Here is a 17,421-nt window from a genome sequence, read left to right as displayed (position 1 = left end):
GCGACCCGATGGGCCTGCGCGACCACCGGGACGTCGTCGAGAAGAAGGCGGGGTTCGCCCGAGGTCCACGCCATGGGGCATGCCTCTGCATACAGCAGGGAGCGGCGCCGCAGGTGCGGGGCCGCGATCTCGTCGACACCCGCTTCCGGGAGCCGTTCGACGGCTATCGTGGAGGGGATTCGCTGACCGGATTGCGGCCCCATGAGCGAGCGCAGGGGGAAACCGTGGCGCTGAGGCACGAGCCGACCGTGTCGTACCACTCGGTCCAGGACGCCCTGCGCGTCCTGGAGGCGGTGGCACGGCACACCACAGGAGTCACCGACACCGAACTCGCCCGCGAGAGCGGCCTTCGCCCGGAGCGGCTGACCACGCTCCTGCGGATGCTGCGTCGCGAGGCCTACGTCGAGCAGACCGCCGACGGCGCGTACGTCACCGGAGCGGCCTTCGGCCGCCTCGGCTCGGCCGACGGGCACGAGGAGGCACTGCGCGAGAAGCTCCAGCACACCCTGGACCGGCTCCGCGACTCCGTCGGGGCCGCCGTCTACATCAGCCGGTACGTCGACGGCGAGGTCGAGGTCACCCAGTACGCCGACGGTCCCGCCGCCCCGAAGGTGAACGAGTGGGTGGACTTCCGGTACTCGGCGCACGCCACCGCGGTGGGCAAGAGCCTGCTCACCCAGCTCGACCACGCGGGCCGGCGCGACCATCTCGCCCGGCACCGGCCGGCCCGGCTCACCTCGCGCACCATCACCAGCGCCAAGCTGCTGCTCTCCCGGCTGGCGTCGCAGCCGCCCACCGTGCCGGTGCTGGACCTCCAGGAGTACGCGATCGGCACGGTCTGCGCGGCCGTCCCGATCACGGTCGGCGCCTCGGTGGGCTGTCTGGCCCTGTCCCTGCCGGTCGCACACGCCCACCGGCTGCGCCGGGCCGCGGACACCCTCAACCGCAACGCGGCCCCGGTGCTCCTCTCGCTGGCGATCTAGAGGAGCCCGGGCCCGCGGACGGGGTCGGGAGCACCCCCGGACACCAGGTATTATTTTCTCCGTTGCCGCCCGCGAAAGCGGACGGCGGGAGTCACGCGCCGCTAGCTCAGTTGGTTAGAGCAGCTGACTCTTAATCAGCGGGTCCGGGGTTCGAGTCCCTGGCGGCGCACCTGAAAGGGCCTCTCGTGGGAGCGAGAGGCCCTTTGACGTGCGGGAGGCCGGGCCGTGCCTCCCGCAGGCCCTCAGAACGTGACGTCGGAGCAGGCGTAGAACGCGTTGGCCGTGTCGTGGACGGTCCACACCGCGAGGATCACGTGGTGCCCGCTCAGCCCGGACGGCAGCCGGCCGGTGTGCGAGAGCGTCTGCGGCGGCCGCTGGCCGTTGTAGGGCACCGTGAGGAACGGCGTGAGGTTGAGGTCGGACCGGGCCAGGTTGTGGTCCTGGTTCCAGCCCGGCTTGGTGACGTAGTACTTGAAGTCGGTGGTGGCGTGCATGGCCGTGAACTGCCACCGGAAGGTGTAGTCCTGGCCGCCGCTCACCCTGGTGGTGGGCCAGGCGCCGCCCGAGGGGGTCTTCGGGCTGTCGAGCTGGGCGAAGGGCGTGTTGTTGCCCGAGCAGATCCGCCCGTCGGCGGGGCCCGAGGCGGGGAAGCCCTTCGGTCCCTCGACGCTCTGCGGTTCCCACTGGATGGAACCGCAGTTGGTCACCGTGCCGTTCTGGCAGAGCTTCTGCCGGCTGATGGGCAGATCGGTGTAGCCGTGGCCGCTGGCACCACCGGAGGAGAGCACGAGTGCTCCGGTCGTGGCCAGTCCCACCGCGGCTGCGTACATCCGGGTCCGTGTGCGCATGCTGCCGCTCCTGGAGAACGTGGGGGAGATTCAGTGAGCCGTGCAGGTAGGTCTAGACCAACTCCGAGATTATTACCGCGGATTGAACATGTCCATACCAACCGCGGAACCTGTTCCCCGGCCGTCCACCACCGCGCGCCGGCCCGTCCTCAAGGCCCCGCCTCACCCCGCCCGGCGCAGAAGGCCACCGTGAGGTCCTTCACGAGCGCCTTGCGTTCGTAGTCGTCCAGCTCCACCAGCCCGCGCATGGTCAGCCGGGTCACCGTGTCCTCCACCGAGTCCACGACCGAGCCCAGCACGCTGGCCCGGTGCTGGGCGTCCAGCGCGGCGATCCGGCGCCGGTGCATCGCGGCGGCCACCTCGGGCGCGTACTCCACCCGGACCGGCCGCACCGCGAACACCTCCACCCCCACCGCCTCGGTGTCCGCCGCCACCAGCCGGGTCAGCGCGTCCTGCGCCGCCTCGGCCGCCTCCCGCCCCGCGCCCGGCCCCGCCATCGGCACCCGCAGCAGCGCCGCCTCCACGCACGCGCGCAGATACCCCTCGTGGTCCTCCACGCCCAGCGTCGCCCGCGCGGTGTCCCGCACCCGCCACACCACCAGCACGGTCACCCGCAGCGCCACCCCGCTCCGGTCGGCCGCCGGCACCGGCTCGCCGCGCCAGTGCCGCAGCCGCACATCGACCCGGCGGCGCAGCAGCAGCGGGTTGACCCACAGCAGCCCGGTCCGCCGGACGGTCCCCCGGTAGCGGCCGAACAGGCCGAGCACCCAGGCCCGTCCGGTCCGTCCGCGGGCCAGCCCCCCGAACCCGAACAGCCCGAGGGCCCCGGCGCCCGCGTACGCCGCCCACTGCGCGGGGCCGGGCCCGCCGGCGCCGGCGCGCGCCGGGACGCCGAGCGCCTCCGCCGCGAGCGGCGGCAGCACGCCCGCCCACCACGAGGTGGCCAGGCAGCCGGCCGCCCCGCACACCCCCGCGAAGACGCCCGCCGCTCCGGGCAGCACCCGGGCGGGCCGCTCCGCCGGCCCGGGGTCGACACGGACGGCGGCGGGGCGGGGCCGCTCTCCGCCGGCCGGTCGCCCCGCGCCCGGACGGCGGGCGACGACGGCCGGAGGCAGCCGCACCGGCGCCGGCCCGGGGGCGTCCCGGAACAGCAGGTGGAGGGGGATCTCGGTGGTGGACTCGGTGTGGATGAGCCGGACCGGCCGGGGTCCCGCCGCACCGCCGGCGGGCCCCCCGGGGTCGGGGACGTGTTCGGGGACGTGGGACGTCGTCGTGGTCATGCGTGCCTCCAGCCTCCGCGCCAGATGCGTCACGTCGGGGGACATGGGCGGCGGGGGACGTCCCGCGCCCGGGGTGGGTCATGAGAAGAGCCGGCGCCAGGTCTCCGGGCCCGGATGTCCGGCCGCCGCGCCGCCGCGCCGGCCCCGGGCACGCTGGAAGGCCTCCACGTTGCGGCGGTCCGCCTCGCTCCAGCGCGGACCCGGCCCCCTGGTGCGGTGCCGGCCGAACCCCTTCCTCACCAGCCGCCCGCCCGGCCGGGTGACGTGGTCGTCGCCGGCGCCGGGGCGGAACAGCGCCCGCCCCGGGCAGCCCGGCACCCCGTGCGAGGAGGGCGCGGACGCGGGACCGGCAGGGGCGCCCGGCGAGACCCCGGGCGGGGCCGCCGAAGAGGTACCGGACGAGGCCCCGGACCGGGCGCCGGACGGGACCGAAAAAGCGGAACCGGAAGCTCCGATATGGATCTCGCGGCCCTCCCCCGTCACCAGCAGCTCCCAGGCCGGCGGTCCCGGCAGCCCGTCCGCGGCGGCCCCCCGCCACCCCCGCGCCTCCTGGAACGCCCGCGTCGCCCCGCGGGCCGCCGCCGTCCGGCGCGGGCCGGGCGGGGAGGCGCAGAAGCGCTCGGCACCCCGGCGGACGAGCAGGGCGCCGAGTTCGGCGACGTACCCGTTGTGCGCGCCGGGGCCGAAACACGCCACTCCGGGGAACGGCGTACGGACCGGTACGGCAGGCCCGCCCGCGGTGTCCGCCCTGCCGTCGCCCGCTCCCGGGAGGCGGTACGGCACACAGCGCGCGGAGTCGTCCCGGCAGGCGTACGCAGTGGTGGCCCGGCGAATGCGCGGGCGGGTCCGCTCACAGGCCGCGCAGTGCGAGCGGGCGGAGTTCGTCCGGCCGCCGAAAAGAACGACGTGGGATCCGTTCCGGAGGTCGGCCGCACGGTGGAACAGCGGCATGTCACCCGGTCGGAGTTCGTCCTCGGTGATGCGCTCGGCGTGCTTTCCGAGAATGCCGGTCCATTCGGTCCCGGACGGATTCCAGGCCGTCGGCACATGGCCCGAACAGTCCTGCCGGTATCCGTCCCGCCCGTACGACGTCACGCCGTACGGGACCCCCTGGACGACCCGGCTCCGGGCCCGCCCGATGATGTCCGCGCGGCTGGCCGAGGGCGCCCGCGCGGTGCTCGCGGGCGGGGCCGCCCGACCGTCGGGACCGTGCAGCGGGGCCTTCGGACCCTGGGTGGTACCGGGCCCTTCACCTGCGGGAACGCCCGGACCGGCGGGCTGCTGGGCGTGCGGGACCGCGACCGCGGGGGCCACGCGGGCGCCGATCGCGGCGGACGTCACGGCGGCCACGGCGAGGGCGGTCCGGCGCGCCGCCGGGTGGCCCGGGAAGCGGCCGGCCCGGGCGTGCGCCGGCAGGCGCCGCCAGTGCGCGCAGCCGGGGCAGTCGCAGTCGTCCGCCGGATCGAATTCCTCGAACACCGGAGAATCCATGCGACGCCCCTCACATTTCCGGTCCATTCCTCCGCGCCAGTGCACGACGGTCAGTTTCGCAACTGTCTTCCCGGAGCGCATGCTGACGGTCCGAATGATGTAAGGCGGCGGGGGCGGTCCGGGCCCGTGGCGCACGGCGGACCGCCGTGGTCACCGGCACCGTCCGGGGTCCTGTAGAGTTGGCGCGTCAGCAGGCGCCGCTAGCTCAGTTGGTTAGAGCAGCTGACTCTTAATCAGCGGGTCCGGGGTTCGAGTCCCTGGCGGCGCACCGACAGGACGGGCTCCTCGTGCACACGAGGGGCCCGTCGCTTTTTGGCCGGATTCCCCCTCGCGCCCATTGAGCGCGGCCCCCTCGCCGCACGTAAGGAACAGCGGCCCCTCCGGTCACCCTCAGGGGGCACAATGAGCACGTATGACCGGTGAACACCGTGTTTCGCATCTTGCGATCATGATGAACACCGTAGAACCTGGATTATTCGAGAAGCTGCGGATTCGCGGCTGTTGGGGGGCAGGGAACCGGTTGCCACGGTGCGGGACGCCTTGAGGGGTCCTGTCCGCGCGGCGGCGCCGAGGGGGCGTCATGCAACCGGAAGGGCGCCGCACCGTGTCTATATGGTGTGGGTGCTGTGGTGACAGCGGTAAGCCATTGACACGTCCGTGAAGGCCGAGGGGAACCGGCCCCGGGCGAAGGAAGCGACGAAACACGCGGTGGTCACCGCGTGCGGGGGGATGACTCATGACGTCGACACCGACGGGCGCCCGGAGGGACGACGACCCGTCCCAGACCACCCAGCTCAGGGTGCCCTCGCACCGGAACTGGAACACGGGCACCTTCCGCCGGATAAAGAAGACGCTGCCGAGATACGACTACGAGCACTACAGCCGGCTCGCGGGTCCCCTCACCCAGCCCGATCCGAACAAGCCGTACAAGGTGCAGTACCGCTCGCTGATCTCGCAGGAGCCGCACCGCATCCGCATCGCCCTGATGCTGGCCGCCGCCCCCGTGCTGTCGCTGGTGCTGCTGGTGTGGCTGCTCCAGCCCTCGCACTGGACCGAGCGGGACCACGTGGAGTTCGAGTGGCTGCCCGCCCTCGACGTCGTCATGCTGGTCTCGATCGGTCTGATCGAGTTCTTCCGCTGTATGAACGTGCTGTCGAACGCGCACGCCACGCTGGTCGCCCGCGACCCGATCCCGGTGGTGCCCGAGACCGGCACCCGGGTGGCCTTCCTCACCTCCTTCGTGCCCGGCAAGGAACCGCTGGAGATGGTGACGAAGACCCTGGAGGCGGCCGTCAGGATCCGGCACCGGGGCCTGATGCACGTCTGGCTGCTCGACGAGGGCGACGACCCCGAGGTGAAGGAGGTCTGCGCGCGCCTCGGCGTGCACCACTTCTCCCGCAAGGGCGTCGCGAAGTGGAACCGGAAGAAGGGCCCGCACCGCGCCAGGACCAAGCACGGCAACTACAACGCCTGGCTGGACGCGCACGGCGACGACTACGAGTTCTTCGCCTCCGTCGACACCGACCACGTGCCGCTGCCGAACTACCTGGAGCGGATGCTCGGCTTCTTCCGCGACCCGGACGTCGGCTTCGTCATCGGCCCCCAGGTGTACGGCAACTACGACAACTTCGTCACCAAGGCCGCCGAGTCCCAGCAGTTCCTCTTCCACGCGCTGATCCAGCGCGCCGGCAACCGCTACGGCTCGCCCATGTTCGTGGGCACCTCCAACGCCGTGCGCATCAAGGCGCTGAAGCAGATCGGCGGTCTGTACGACTCGATCACCGAGGACATGGCGACCGGCTTCGAGATGCACCGCGCCGAGAACCCGGCGACCGGCCGCAAGTGGCGCTCGGTCTACACCCCGGACGTGCTCGCGGTCGGCGAGGGCCCCAACGCCTGGACCGACTTCTTCACCCAGCAGATGCGCTGGTCGCGCGGTACGTACGAGACGATTCTCAAGCAGTACTGGAAGGGCTGGTACTCGCTGCCGCCGAGCAAGCTCTTCAACTACACCATGATGATCATCTTCTACCCGATGTCGGCCCTGAACTGGATCCTGGCGGCGCTGAGCTGTGCGCTGTTCCTGGGCCTGGGCGCCTCGGGTGTGAACATCGACCCCGCCGTGTGGCTGATGCTCTACGGCAACGCCTCCGCCCTGCAGATCGGCCTGTACGTCTGGAACCGCCGCCACAACGTCTCGCCGCACGAGCCGGAGGGCTCCGGCGGTGTGGCCGGCATGGTGATGTCCGCGCTGTCGGCGCCGCTCTACGCGAAGGCGCTGATCGACTCGGTCCTGCGCAGGAAGAGCAAGTTCGTGGTCACCCCCAAGGGCGACTCGGCCAGCCCGGACACCTGGTTCGGGACCTTCCGCTACCACTGGTACTTCATCGCGGTCTTCGCCGGCTCCATCACCGCGGGCGTCGTCCACGGACACGCGCACCCGGCGATGGTGATCTGGGCGACCTTCGCCCTGCTGATCACCGCCGCGCCGATGTTCGCCTGGCGCCACGGCATGCGGCGGGGCCGGAAGAAGCCCGGCGCCCACGCCGGGGGCCGGCAGCCGGAACCCGCGGCGGAGCCCTGGACGCCGCGGCAGCCGCAGCAGCCGCGGATGCCGCAGCAGCACGCCCCGCAGGACCGGCCCGCCTGGGCCGCCCCGCAGGACCGGCCCGCGAACCCCGGGGGCGGCGTCCCCGGGGACGACCAGACCATGCAGATCGCCCTTGGTGGACTTGGGGGACGTAAGGAATGAAGGACCGTGCAGGCCGCCGTCGCGCCCGTCGGATCGCGATAGGCACGGCGGTGGCACTCGCGCTGGCCGGAATGAACGGGCCGTGGCTGTACCGCTTCGGCACCGAGAAATACCACCAGTACAAGATCGACCAGCCCGGGTACAAAGCCGCCAACGGCAAGTGGGAGATCGTCGAGTTCCCCGAGGAGTACCGGCAGAACACCATTCACGCCGCGCTGCTGCGCACCGGCAAGGTGCTGCTCGTCGCGGGGTCGGGGAACGACCAGGACAACTTCGACGCGAAGAGGTACGACACCCGGATCTGGGACCCGGTCAACAAGACGATCAAGAAGGTGCCGACGCCCACCGACCTGTTCTGCACCGGCCACACCCAGCTGGCCAACGGCAATCTGCTGATCGCGGGCGGCACCAAGCGGTACGAGAAGCTCAAGGGCGACGTGAAGAAGGCCGGCGGCCTGATGATCGTCCACAACGAGAACCCGGACAAGCCGATCACCCTGCCCGCGGGAACGCGGTTCACCGGCAAGGAGAACGGCAAGACCTTCGTCTCGAAGGACCCGGTGCTCGTCCCGCGCGCCGAGAAGAACTTCGACCCGGAGACCGGCGAGTTCCTGGGCAACACCCCGGGGTACGGCCGTATCTACGTCGAGGCGCAGAAGGAGGGCGCCGCGTACGAGACCGGCACGCAGGACAACTACCGCGTGCGGGGCCTCACCGGCGCCGACGCGCGCAACACGTACGGCATCGCCGAGAAGCTCGCCCTGGACAAGAAGGACTTCCAGGGCATCCGCGACGCCTACGAGTTCGATCCGGTCGCCGAGAAGTACATCAAGGTCGACCCGATGAAGGAGGCCCGCTGGTACCCGACGCTCACCACCCTGGGCGACGGGAAGATCCTCAGCGTCTCCGGCCTCGACGACATCGGCCAGCTGGTTCCGGGCAAGAACGAGATCTACGACCCGCAGACCAGGGAGTGGACCTACACGGACGAGGTCCGCCAGTTCCCGACGTATCCCGCGCTGTTCCTGATGCAGAACGGCAAGGTCTTCTACTCGGGTTCGAACGCGGGCTACGGACCTGACGACGTGGGCCGTGAGCCGGGCGTCTGGGACGTGGAGACCAACGAGTTCACCGGGGTTCCCGGACTGAGCGACCCGAACATGATGGAGACCTCCGGCACGGTGCTGCTGCCGCCGGCGCAGGACGAGAAGTACATGGTGATCGGCGGCGGCGGCGTCGGCGAGTCCCGGCTCTCCAGCGAGAAGACCCGGATCGTCGATCTCAAGGCGGACGACCCGGAGTTCGTGGACGGCCCCTCGCTGGACAAGGGCACCCGCTACCCGCAGGCGTCGATCCTGCCCAACGACGACGTGCTGGTCTCCGGGGGCTCGGAGGACTACCGCGGGCGCGGCGACTCCGACATCCTCGAGGCGCGGATCTACGACACGCAGAAGAACGAGTTCCAGCGGGTCGCCGACCCGCTGGTGGGCCGCAACTACCACTCGGGCTCGATCCTGCTGCCCGACGGCCGTCTGATGTTCTTCGGCTCCGACTCGCTCTACGCCGACGAGGCCAACACCAAGCCCGGCGAGTTCGAGCAGCGCATCGAGATCTACACCCCGCCCTATCTGTACGGCGACAACGGGCAGCCCGGCCTGTCGGGCGGGCCGAAGACCATCGCGCGCGGCGAGTCCGGCACGTTCACGTCGCGGGACGCCGCCTCGGTCAGGAGCGTCCGGCTGATCCGGCCGAGTGCCTCGACCCATGTCACCGACGTGGACCAGCGGTCGATCGCGCTGGACTTCGAGGCCGACGGCGACAGGCTCACGGTGACGGTGCCGGAGAACAGGAACCTGGTGCAGTCGGGCTGGTACATGCTGTTCGTCAACGACGGTGACGGGACACCCAGCAAGGCGCAGTGGGTGAAGGTGCCGTAGCGCTCCCGCGGCTGGCGCTCAGGGGCGCGGGGCCGTACCGTCCGCGGCTCGTCGCGCACGCGCGGCGCCGGCCGCGGACGGTACGGCCCCGCGCTCTCAGGGCGTCGACGCCCGGGCCAGTTCCAGGGCGTACTCCGGCCACCAGGCGCCCGCCTTGGGGCCGCCCTTGCACTCGCCGTCCGACTCCCCGGGGCGCTTGACCCACAGATAGGCGTCGACCAGCGGGTCCGCGGTCTTCACCGTCGGGGTCTCGCCCAGCGCGCGGCCGGGCGGGTTGCACCAGCGCTCGTCCGCGGCGCCCCCGGTGTAGGGGCCGTTGCCGTTGCGGCTGGTGTCGATGACGAAGGGCTTGCCGCCGACCTTCGCGGAGAGCTGTCTGCCGTAGGCGATGGAGTCCTCGGTGGAGTAGAAGTTGGAGACGTTCACCGAGAAGCCGTCGGCCCGGTCGATGCCGGCCCGCTCCAGCGGGTCGAAGATCTGGTCGGGGTTGCCCCAGCCGGCGTTGCCGGCGTCCAGGTAGACCTTGGTGTTCTTCAGCGCCTTCAGCTGGGTGACGGCGCCCTTGAGGAGGTCGTAGCGCTCCTCGTGGAACTGCTCCGGGGTGCAGCCGTCCACCAGGTGCAGCACCGCGTCGGGTTCGAGTATCACCGTCGCCGGACGGTCCCCGATGCCCTTGGCCACCCCGTCGACGAACGCGCGGTAGGCGTTGCCGTCGGCCGCGCCGCCCTGCGAGTACTGGCCGCAGTCGCGGTGCGGGATGTTGTAGAGGACCAGCAGCGCGGTGCGGTCCGCCTTGCCGGCGGCCTCGGTGAAGCCGCGGGCCTGCTCCTCCGGGTTCTCCGGGGTGATCCACTCGCCGACGGGCTGCTCGGCGATCCTGCGGATCTGCCGGGCCTCCGTCCTCTTGCCGTCCTCCTGCAGTTCGGCGGCCTTCCGCGCGGCGATGCCGTCGGGGTTGACCCAGAACGGGTCGGTCTCCTTCGGCTGCTGCGTGATCGCCGCGCCGGCCGTGTCCCCCCGGTCCTCCCCCTTGCCGTCGCCGGCGGAGGAACAGCCCGTGATCAGCAGTGCCGCCCCCAGCACCGCTGCGGACGCCCGCCCCCCGGCGAACGCCCCGACCCCCCTGCTGCCGTACATCCAACCCCCCTTGGGTGTACTTGTTCCAAGTGTTCCGAGTCCCAATCCTGACATAGGTCCCGGGACGCCCACGAGGCCGGACGCGCCTTGTCCGTCAGCCGTCACAGCCCGGTGCCGCGGGCCGGCACCCCGGGCGACGGGAACGCCGGCGGACCGGACCACCTGCGGTGATCACGGATCGCGACCGGGCGGGGACGTGGCGTCAGTCAGCCCTGGGCCCGCTCCGTCTTCCCCTCTGGAGCCGGGCCCACCGACCCCGGCCGGGGCATCCCGGCCGGGGATGCCGAGGCGCCGCGGGGACTGCTCCGTGCGGGTGACCGGTGGTCGCGGCGACTGCATAGCATGAGGCGTCCCATGGCCCACGCACGGCAGGAGTCCGCACCCATGACTGAGCGCAAGCCCATCGAATCATGGCTCACCGACATGGATGGGGTACTGATGCACGAAGGGGTCCCGGTACCCGGCGCGGACGCCTTCATCAAGAAGCTGCGCGACTCGGGCCGGCCCTTCCTGGTCCTCACCAACAACTCGATCTACACGGCCCGGGACCTGCACGCGCGCCTCAACCGGATCGGGCTCGAAGTCCCGGTCGAGAACATCTGGACCTCCGCCCTGGCCACGGCGAAGTTCCTGGACGCGCAGCACCCCGGCGGCACCGCCTACGTCATCGGCGAGGCCGGCCTGACGACGGCCCTGCACGACGCGGGCTACGTGATGACCGACGCCGACCCCGATTTCGTGATCCTCGGCGAGACGCGTACGTACTCGTTCGAGGCGCTGACGAAGGCCATCCGGCTGATCAACGCCGGGGCCAGGTTCATCGCCACCAACCCGGACAACACCGGGCCCTCTCCCGAGGGCGCGCTGCCCGCGACGGGCTCCGTGGCCGCGCTGATCACCAAGGCCACCGGCAAGGAGCCGTACTTCGTCGGCAAGCCGAACCCGCTGATGATGCGGACCGGTCTGAACGTCATCGGAGCGCACTCCGAGAGCAGCGCCATGATCGGCGACCGGATGGACACGGACGTGCTGGCCGGGCTCGAAGCCGGGATGCAGACCTTCCTCGTCCTCACCGGACTGACCACGAAGGACGACATCGACCAGTACCCGTACCGGCCGACCAGTGTCGTCGACTCGATCGCGGACCTGGTGGACCTCGTCTGAGCCCCACCGGAGCCCGGGCGTTCCGGACGTCCGGGCGCCTGGACGTCGGGCGGCCGGGCGGCCGGGCAGCGCTCAGCGGCGTCCGCGGGTGCGGGCCAGGGCGACGGCCGTGCCGCCGGTGACGAGCAGCGCGGCCGCGCCGGCCAGGGCCGCGGCCACCCGGTCCCGTCCGGTGCCGGCGAGTTCACCGGCGAAGGCGGGCGGGAGCCCGCCGCCCGGATCGGCGGGGACGGCGCCGGGGGTGGTGCCGGCGGACGGGATGGCCGCGGACGAGGTGGGAGCGGACGAGGTGGGAGCGGACGAGGTGGGAGCGGACGGAGTGGCGGCGGACGGGGTGAGGGCGGACGGGGTGGCGGGCCCGGGGCTCGGCGCGGTGGTGGGCGCGGTGGTGGGCGCGCCGGCCTCGATGCGGAAGCGGTAGTCGTCGGACTGGCCGACCCAGTCGCCGTCGTCGTCGCGGCGCTGCACGACGGCCGCGTTGGCGGTGACCTCGTTGGGCACGGCGTCCGAGGTGAGCGCGAGGCGGACCTTCACGCCGAGGGTCCGGCCGGGGGCGATGGTGAACCCGGCGAAGCCGGCGTCCTCGTCGGCGAAGGCGCCGACGAGTTCGTCCCGGTCGGTGGCCTCGAAGCGGACGGGGTGGGGCCGCCGCCCGTCGTAGAACTCCAGCCGCGGCTGCGAGGGCCTCAGCGCCCGCTTCGCGTCGACGAGTACGACGACGGGGTGGACGCCGGTGCAGGGGTGCCGGGTGGTGTTGGTCAGCTCCAGCCACCAGATGCCGAAGCCGCCGCCGGCCGTGTAGGAGGCGGGGCCGTCGTGGATGCGGGCGGTGAGGGGGAAGCTGTGGTCCTCCTCGGACGCACAGGCGGGCAGCGGGGCCGCCGCGTGCGCCGGGGCCGCACCGGCGAGGACGGCCACCGCCGCGGCCAGACAGAGGGACGCGCGCGTGCAGAGTCGCATGAACACAGGACCGTGCCGCACGCCCGCCCCTCCCGCCTCCCGGCACCGGGCGTGCCCCGCCCGTCCGGGGCACGGGTCCGCCCGTTCGGCCCTCCGGGGCCGTCGTCCGGATCACGCCGCGGCCGGGGTACGACGAGGCCCCGCCCGCCCCCCGCGTCCGGGTCCGGACGGCGGTCCCTAACCGTCCCCCCGTCCGAACAGCGGCGCCAGCACCAGGTGGGCCGCGCCCTCCGCGACGCGGAGGGCGCCGCCGGAGGCGACGCGCACGGGTACCGCCGTGTCGCCCGTGCGCCGGGCCCGGGCGTCCAGTACGCCCCGCACCCCGCGCAGGAAGGCCTCCGGAGCGGCCTCGATCGTGCGGCCGCCGAGCAGGACGCGGTCGATGTCCAGCAGCCCCACGAGGTTCGCGGCCCCGGTGCCCAGCACCCGTGCCGCCTCGTCCGTCTCGCCGCGCGTCACCGCGCCCAGGCAGAGCGCCTCGACACAGCCGCGGTCGCCGCACCCGCACGGGGGCCCGTCCAGCTGCACCACCTGGTGCCCGAACTCCCCCGCCCCGGTCCGCGGCCCCCGGTGCACGCTCCCCCCGATCACCAGCCCCGCCCCGAGTCCCGTACCGAGGTGCACATAGGCGAAGGAGCCGCCCTCGCCGCCGACCGCCAGGCCCAGCGCCGCCGCGTTGGTGTCCTTGTCGACGGCCACCGGCACCCCGAGCCGCCCCGCCAGCGCGTCCCGCAGCGGGAAGCCGTCCCACTCGGGGAACCCGGTCACCCGATGCAGTACGCCCCGCCCGTGATCGAGCGGTCCGGGCAGCGCGACCCCCACGCCGAGCGGGGACCGGGTCCCGGCCGACCGCGGTCGCAGCGCCGCGACCGCCCCGGACACCCGGGCCAGTACCGCCTCCGCCCCCGCGCCCAGGTCCAGCGGGGTCCGCCGCTCGGCCACCACCGTCCCGTCGAGGTCGACCAGCACCGCCCGCAGCTCGTCGCGGTCCAGGTGCACGCCCACCGCGTGCCCCGCCTCCGGCACCAGGCGCAGCACCGTGCGCGGCTTGCCGCCCGTGGACGCCCGGCGCCCCGCCTCCGCCGCGAGCCCGTCCTCCCGCAGCCGGGCCGTGATCTTGCTGACCGCCTGCGGGGTGAGCCCGGTCCGCTCGGCGAGTTCCAGCCGGCTGATGCCCTCCGCTCCCGCCGTCCGCAGCAGGTCGAGCACGAGCGCGGTGTTGTGGCTGCGCAGGGCGAGCAGGTTCACCCCCAGCTGGGTCCCGCCGGTGCCGTCGTTCGTCCTGTTCACCCGGCCATTCTCTCTTCTGCTTGCACTTTGGCAACAGCGTTGCGAAAGTAGGGGCATGACTGGCACTCCCCTCCGCGTCGGCCTCGTCGGCTACGGCCTCGCGGGCTCCGTGTTCCACGCCCCGCTGATCGCCGCGACCGAGGGCCTCGCGCTCGACACGGTGGTCACCTCCAACCCCGAGCGGCAGCGGCAGGCCCGCGCCGAGTTCCCGGACGTACGCCTCGCCGCGACCCCGGACGAGCTGTTCGACCGCGCCGGCGAACTGGACCTGATCGTCATCGCCTCGCCGAACAGGACCCACGTCCCGCTCGCCACCGCCGCCCTGGAGGCCGGTCTGCCGGCCGTCGTCGACAAGCCGGTCGCCGGCACGGCGGCCGAGGCCCGCGCGCTGGCGGCGCTCGCCGAGGAGCGCGGTCTGCTCCTCTCCGTCTTCCAGAACCGCCGCTGGGACAACGACTTCCTCACCCTCCGCGGTCTCCTGGCCGAGGGCGCGCTCGGCGACGTGTACCGCTTCGAGTCCCGCTTCGAGCGCTGGCGGCCGCAGCTCAAGGGCGGCTGGCGCGAGTCCGGCGACCCCGCGGAGATCGGAGGTCTGCTGTACGACCTCGGCAGCCATGTCGTCGACCAGGCGCTGGTCCTCTTCGGCCCGGTGGCCTCCGTCCACGCCGAGGCGGACGTCCGCCGCGACGGCGCGCAGGCGGACGACGACACGTTCATCGCGCTCACCCACGCGAGCGGCGTCCGCTCCCACCTCTACGTCTCCGCGACCACGGCCCAGCTCGGCCCGCGCTTCCGCGTCCTGGGCTCGAAGGCCGGCTACGTCAAGCACGGCCTCGACCCGCAGGAGGCCGCCCTGCGCGACGGCCTGCGCCCCGGCACCACCGCCGACTGGGGCAGGGAGCCGGAGGAGCTGTGGGGCCGCCTCGGCGCCGGGGAGTCCCCGGTGACCGGCGGCGGCCAGCCCGTACCCACCCTCCCGGGCGACTACCCCGCCTACTACGCGGCCGTGGCGAAGGCCCTGCTGGAGGAGGCCCCCAACCCGGTGACCGCGCCGGAGGCCGCGGCCGCCCTGGACGTCCTGGAGGCGGCCCGCCGGTCCGCGCAGGAGAAGGTGACGGTGATCCTGTGACCAGCCGGAACGAGTCCGCGAAACCCACCCCGAGCGTGGCGGAGCTGGAGGAGCAGGAACGCCGCCTGGTCTTCCGCCGGTTCACCCACGACGACGCGTGGGCGCTCGGCTCCCTGCTGGTGGAGATGGCGCGCAAGCGCCACGCCCCCGTCGCCATCGACATCCACCGCGCCGGACAGCAGCTCTTCCACGCCGCGCTGCCCGGCTCGGCCCCGGACAACGACGCCTGGATCGCCCGCAAACGCCGGGTGGTGGAGCGCTACGGCTGCGCGTCCTACCTGGTGGGCGCCCGCCATCGCGCCAAGGGCACGACGTTCGAGGAGTCCTCCCGCCTCGACCCCGGCGTCTACGCGGCGCACGGCGGCTCGTTCCCGATCACCGTCGAGGGCGTGGGCGTCATCGGCGCGGTCACGGTCTCGGGCCTCCCCCAACTCCAGGACCACCAGATGGTGGTGGCGGCCCTGGAACGGTTCCTGGCACGCCCCTAGGAACACAGGCGCGCGGGGGGACGAGGGCGCGGGGAACCGCGCATCTCTTCCAGGGGCGCGGGGAACCGCGCATCTTCTTGAGGGGTGCGGGGAACCGCGCGCCAAGCCACCACGCACCCGCACCCGCCGACGCACGGCAGCTCCCCTCCCACACCCCACCCCGCCCCCGCGGAGCGCTACGCCCCGCCGAACACCTGCCGCTGCCGCCCCAGCCCCTCGATCTCCAGCTCCACCACATCCCCCGCCCGCAGGTACGGCTTCGGCTCCGGCTGCCCCAGCGCGACCCCCGCCGGCGTCCCCGTATTGATGACGTCGCCCGGATACAACGTCATGAACCGGCTGACGTACCGCACGACCTCACCCACCGGGAAGATCTGCTCGGCGGTCGTCCCGTCCTGCTTCAGCTCCCCGTTCACCCACAACCGCAGCCGCAGGTCCTGCGGGTCGGCGATCTCGTCGGCCGTCACCAGCCACGGCCCGAGCGGATTGAACGTCTCGCAGTTCTTCCCCTTGTCCCAGGTCCCGCCCCGCTCGATCTGGAACTCCCGCTCGGAGACGTCGTGTGCGACGGCGTACCCGGCGACATGCGCGAGCCCGTCCTCCGCCGACTCCAGGTAGCGGGCCGTACGCCCGATGACGACCGCCAGCTCGACCTCCCAGTCGGTCTTCACCGACCCGCGCGGCACCAGCACGGTGTCGTTCGGCCCGACGACGGTGTCCGCCGCCTTGAAGAAGACCACCGGCTCGGCGGGCGGCTCGGCCCCCGTCTCACGGGCGTGGTCGTGGTAGTTGAGCCCGATGCAGACGATCTTGCCGATCCGCGCCAACGGCGGCCCGATCCGCAGTCCCGCCCCATCCGGCTCCGCCCCGTCCAGCGCCGGCAGCTCACCGCTGTCCGCGGCGGCCCGGACCCGGCCGAGCGCCGCCTCGTCGGCGAGCAGCGCCCCGTCGACGTCCGCGACGAGACCCGACAGGTCCCGCAGCGTCCCCCCGGCGTCGAGCAGCGCGGGCCGCTCCCGTCCCGCCGTACCGACTCGCAGCAGCTTCATGAACACGTCTCCCTCGATCGCGGGCCCGACCGACGTGTGCGACCCGGATGCGGCGAGCACGGTCATCGGAGGACTGGTCGATCCTCCAAGGCAATGGTCCACTCGGCAATACCCGGTTCACGTACTGGACCACGCCCCACGATCCTCACCGGTACAGCACCGTCCGCTCCACCACGCTCCACGTCGTGCTGGTGACCATGTACAGCGCGGCGGCCAGCGGCATCACCGCGACGGTGACGAGCGTGAAGAAGGACATGAACGGCATCACCTTGGTCACCGCGGCCATCCCCGGCACCTGTTCGCCCTCACCGGTGGCGGGCAGCACGGGGCTGGCGGCCATCATCCGCCGGGACAGCCGGTACCCGAAGAAGGCGACCACGGCGACGACCGCGAACAGCCCGACGTAGACGAGCCCGGCCCCGCCGAACGCCCCGCCGTCCCCGAGCGCGTCGGCCCATCGCCCGCCGAGCGGCGCCGCGAACAGCCGGTGCCCGAGCAGTTCGTTGGCCCGCCCGCCGATCGTCTCGCTGGAGAACAGGTGGTACAGCAGGAAGAACGCGGGCAGCTGGAGCAGGCTCGGCAGGCATCCGGACAGCGGCGACACCTTCTCCCGGGCGTGCAGTTCCAGTACGGCCTTCTGCAGCTTCTCGGGGTTGCGGCCGTGCCTGCGGCGCAGCTCGGCGATGCGCGGCTGGAGCGCGGCCCGCGCCTTCTGGCCGCGCGCGGCGGCCCGGGACAAGGGGTGGACGAGAAGTCGTACGAACGCGGTGAACAGGACGATCGCGGCGGCCGCCGCGGAGACGCCGAACAGCGGCTGGAGCAGGTCGGCCAGGCGCTCGACCAGGCTGGCGAAGACGGACATGGGTGAGCCCTCCGGGGGTCTCGTCGTGCCGGAAGTCCCGGGAACACCGGG

The 17,421-nt window shown here is 72.7% G+C and carries 14 protein-coding genes and 2 tRNA genes; 8 read left to right on the top strand and 8 right to left on the bottom strand.

The features are described 5' to 3' along the window. Nucleotides 1-224 precede the first annotated feature (224 nt). Complete coding sequence (locus tag ACF07S_RS04380) at nucleotides 225-983, top strand: IclR family transcriptional regulator (protein WP_391962335.1); 759 nt, start codon at nucleotides 225-227, stop codon at nucleotides 981-983. Nucleotides 984-1,078: 95 nt separating this feature from the next. Then, nucleotides 1,079-1,152: transfer RNA gene (locus ACF07S_RS04375), tRNA-Lys, on the top strand. 73 nt (nucleotides 1,153-1,225) lie between these two features. Here ACF07S_RS04375 and ACF07S_RS04370 read toward each other — a convergent pair. The 3 genes from ACF07S_RS04370 to ACF07S_RS04360 all read right to left on the bottom strand — a co-directional run bounded on the left by ACF07S_RS04370 (nucleotide 1,226) and on the right by ACF07S_RS04360 (nucleotide 4,602). After that, a complete protein-coding gene (locus tag ACF07S_RS04370) occupies nucleotides 1,226-1,831 on the bottom strand; it encodes a lytic polysaccharide monooxygenase (protein WP_391962336.1) in 606 nt (201 codons plus the stop codon). 149 nt (nucleotides 1,832-1,980) lie between these two features. Beyond that, entirely contained in the window at nucleotides 1,981-3,111 is a 1,131-nt protein-coding gene (locus ACF07S_RS04365; RefSeq protein ID WP_391962337.1) for an SPFH domain-containing protein, read from the bottom strand. A 78-nt stretch (nucleotides 3,112-3,189) separates the two neighbouring features. After that, entirely contained in the window at nucleotides 3,190-4,602 is a 1,413-nt protein-coding gene (locus ACF07S_RS04360) for a peptidoglycan-binding protein (protein WP_391973403.1), read from the bottom strand. 194 nt (nucleotides 4,603-4,796) lie between these two features. On the opposite strand from ACF07S_RS04360, the gene ACF07S_RS04355 reads away from it, so the two are divergent. The 3 genes from ACF07S_RS04355 (at nucleotide 4,797) to ACF07S_RS04345 (ending at nucleotide 9,291) form a co-directional block, all read left to right on the top strand. After that, a tRNA-Lys gene (locus ACF07S_RS04355) sits at nucleotides 4,797-4,870 on the top strand. A 468-nt stretch (nucleotides 4,871-5,338) separates the two neighbouring features. Continuing rightward, entirely contained in the window at nucleotides 5,339-7,354 is a 2,016-nt protein-coding gene (locus ACF07S_RS04350; RefSeq protein ID WP_391973402.1) for a glycosyltransferase family 2 protein, read from the top strand. Beyond that, nucleotides 7,351-9,291 carry a galactose oxidase-like domain-containing protein gene (locus ACF07S_RS04345; protein ID WP_391962340.1) on the top strand — a complete coding sequence of 647 codons (1,941 nt, stop codon included), beginning with the start codon at nucleotides 7,351-7,353 and terminating at the stop codon, nucleotides 9,289-9,291. Before ACF07S_RS04350 ends, ACF07S_RS04345 begins: the two co-directional genes overlap by 4 nt. A 96-nt stretch (nucleotides 9,292-9,387) precedes the next feature. Here the strand turns inward: ACF07S_RS04345 and ACF07S_RS04340 are convergent, their stop codons facing one another. Then, the gene (locus ACF07S_RS04340) at nucleotides 9,388-10,428 is read right to left on the bottom strand and encodes a glycoside hydrolase family 6 protein (RefSeq protein ID WP_391973401.1); all 1,041 of its coding nucleotides are present in this window, start codon (nucleotides 10,426-10,428) and stop codon (nucleotides 9,388-9,390) included. A 384-nt stretch (nucleotides 10,429-10,812) separates the two neighbouring features. Here ACF07S_RS04340 and ACF07S_RS04335 point away from each other — a divergent pair, with 384 nt between their 5' ends. Beyond that, nucleotides 10,813-11,592, top strand: a complete 780-nt coding sequence (locus ACF07S_RS04335; protein ID WP_391962342.1) for an HAD-IIA family hydrolase — start codon at nucleotides 10,813-10,815, stop codon at nucleotides 11,590-11,592. A 72-nt stretch (nucleotides 11,593-11,664) separates the two neighbouring features. On the opposite strand, the gene ACF07S_RS04330 is transcribed toward ACF07S_RS04335, so the two are convergent. Both ACF07S_RS04330 and ACF07S_RS04325 read right to left on the bottom strand, forming a co-directional pair. Further along, a complete protein-coding gene (locus tag ACF07S_RS04330) occupies nucleotides 11,665-12,552 on the bottom strand; it encodes a hypothetical protein (protein WP_391973400.1) in 888 nt (295 codons plus the stop codon). A 177-nt stretch (nucleotides 12,553-12,729) separates the two neighbouring features. Next, nucleotides 12,730-13,806 carry an ROK family protein gene (locus ACF07S_RS04325; protein ID WP_391962485.1) on the bottom strand — a complete coding sequence of 359 codons (1,077 nt, stop codon included), beginning with the start codon at nucleotides 13,804-13,806 and terminating at the stop codon, nucleotides 12,730-12,732. 91 nt (nucleotides 13,807-13,897) lie between these two features. Between ACF07S_RS04325 and ACF07S_RS04320 the strand changes: the two genes are divergently transcribed. Continuing rightward, nucleotides 13,898-14,971, top strand: coding sequence for a Gfo/Idh/MocA family oxidoreductase (locus tag ACF07S_RS04320; RefSeq protein ID WP_391973399.1), 1,074 nt, complete (start codon nucleotides 13,898-13,900; stop codon nucleotides 14,969-14,971). After that, nucleotides 14,968-15,459 carry a heme-degrading domain-containing protein gene (locus ACF07S_RS04315; RefSeq protein WP_391962345.1) on the top strand — a complete coding sequence of 164 codons (492 nt, stop codon included), beginning with the start codon at nucleotides 14,968-14,970 and terminating at the stop codon, nucleotides 15,457-15,459. The genes ACF07S_RS04320 and ACF07S_RS04315 overlap by 4 nt, the downstream gene beginning before the upstream one ends. Nucleotides 15,460-15,635: 176 nt before the next feature. Here the strand turns inward: ACF07S_RS04315 and ACF07S_RS04310 are convergent, their stop codons facing one another. Next, on the bottom strand, nucleotides 15,636-16,508 hold the full coding sequence (locus ACF07S_RS04310) for a fumarylacetoacetate hydrolase family protein (RefSeq protein WP_391962346.1): 873 nt from the start codon (nucleotides 16,506-16,508) through the stop codon (nucleotides 15,636-15,638). A 145-nt stretch (nucleotides 16,509-16,653) separates the two neighbouring features. Continuing rightward, nucleotides 16,654-17,370 carry a YidC/Oxa1 family membrane protein insertase gene (locus ACF07S_RS04305; RefSeq protein WP_391973398.1) on the bottom strand — a complete coding sequence of 239 codons (717 nt, stop codon included), beginning with the start codon at nucleotides 17,368-17,370 and terminating at the stop codon, nucleotides 16,654-16,656. Between the last annotated feature and the right edge of the window lie 51 nt (nucleotides 17,371-17,421).

This window comes from Streptomyces sp. NPDC016640, assembly GCF_043076215.1.
Classification (GTDB): domain Bacteria; phylum Actinomycetota; class Actinomycetes; order Streptomycetales; family Streptomycetaceae; genus Streptomyces.
This window is presented reverse-complemented; position numbering and strand designations above follow the sequence as displayed.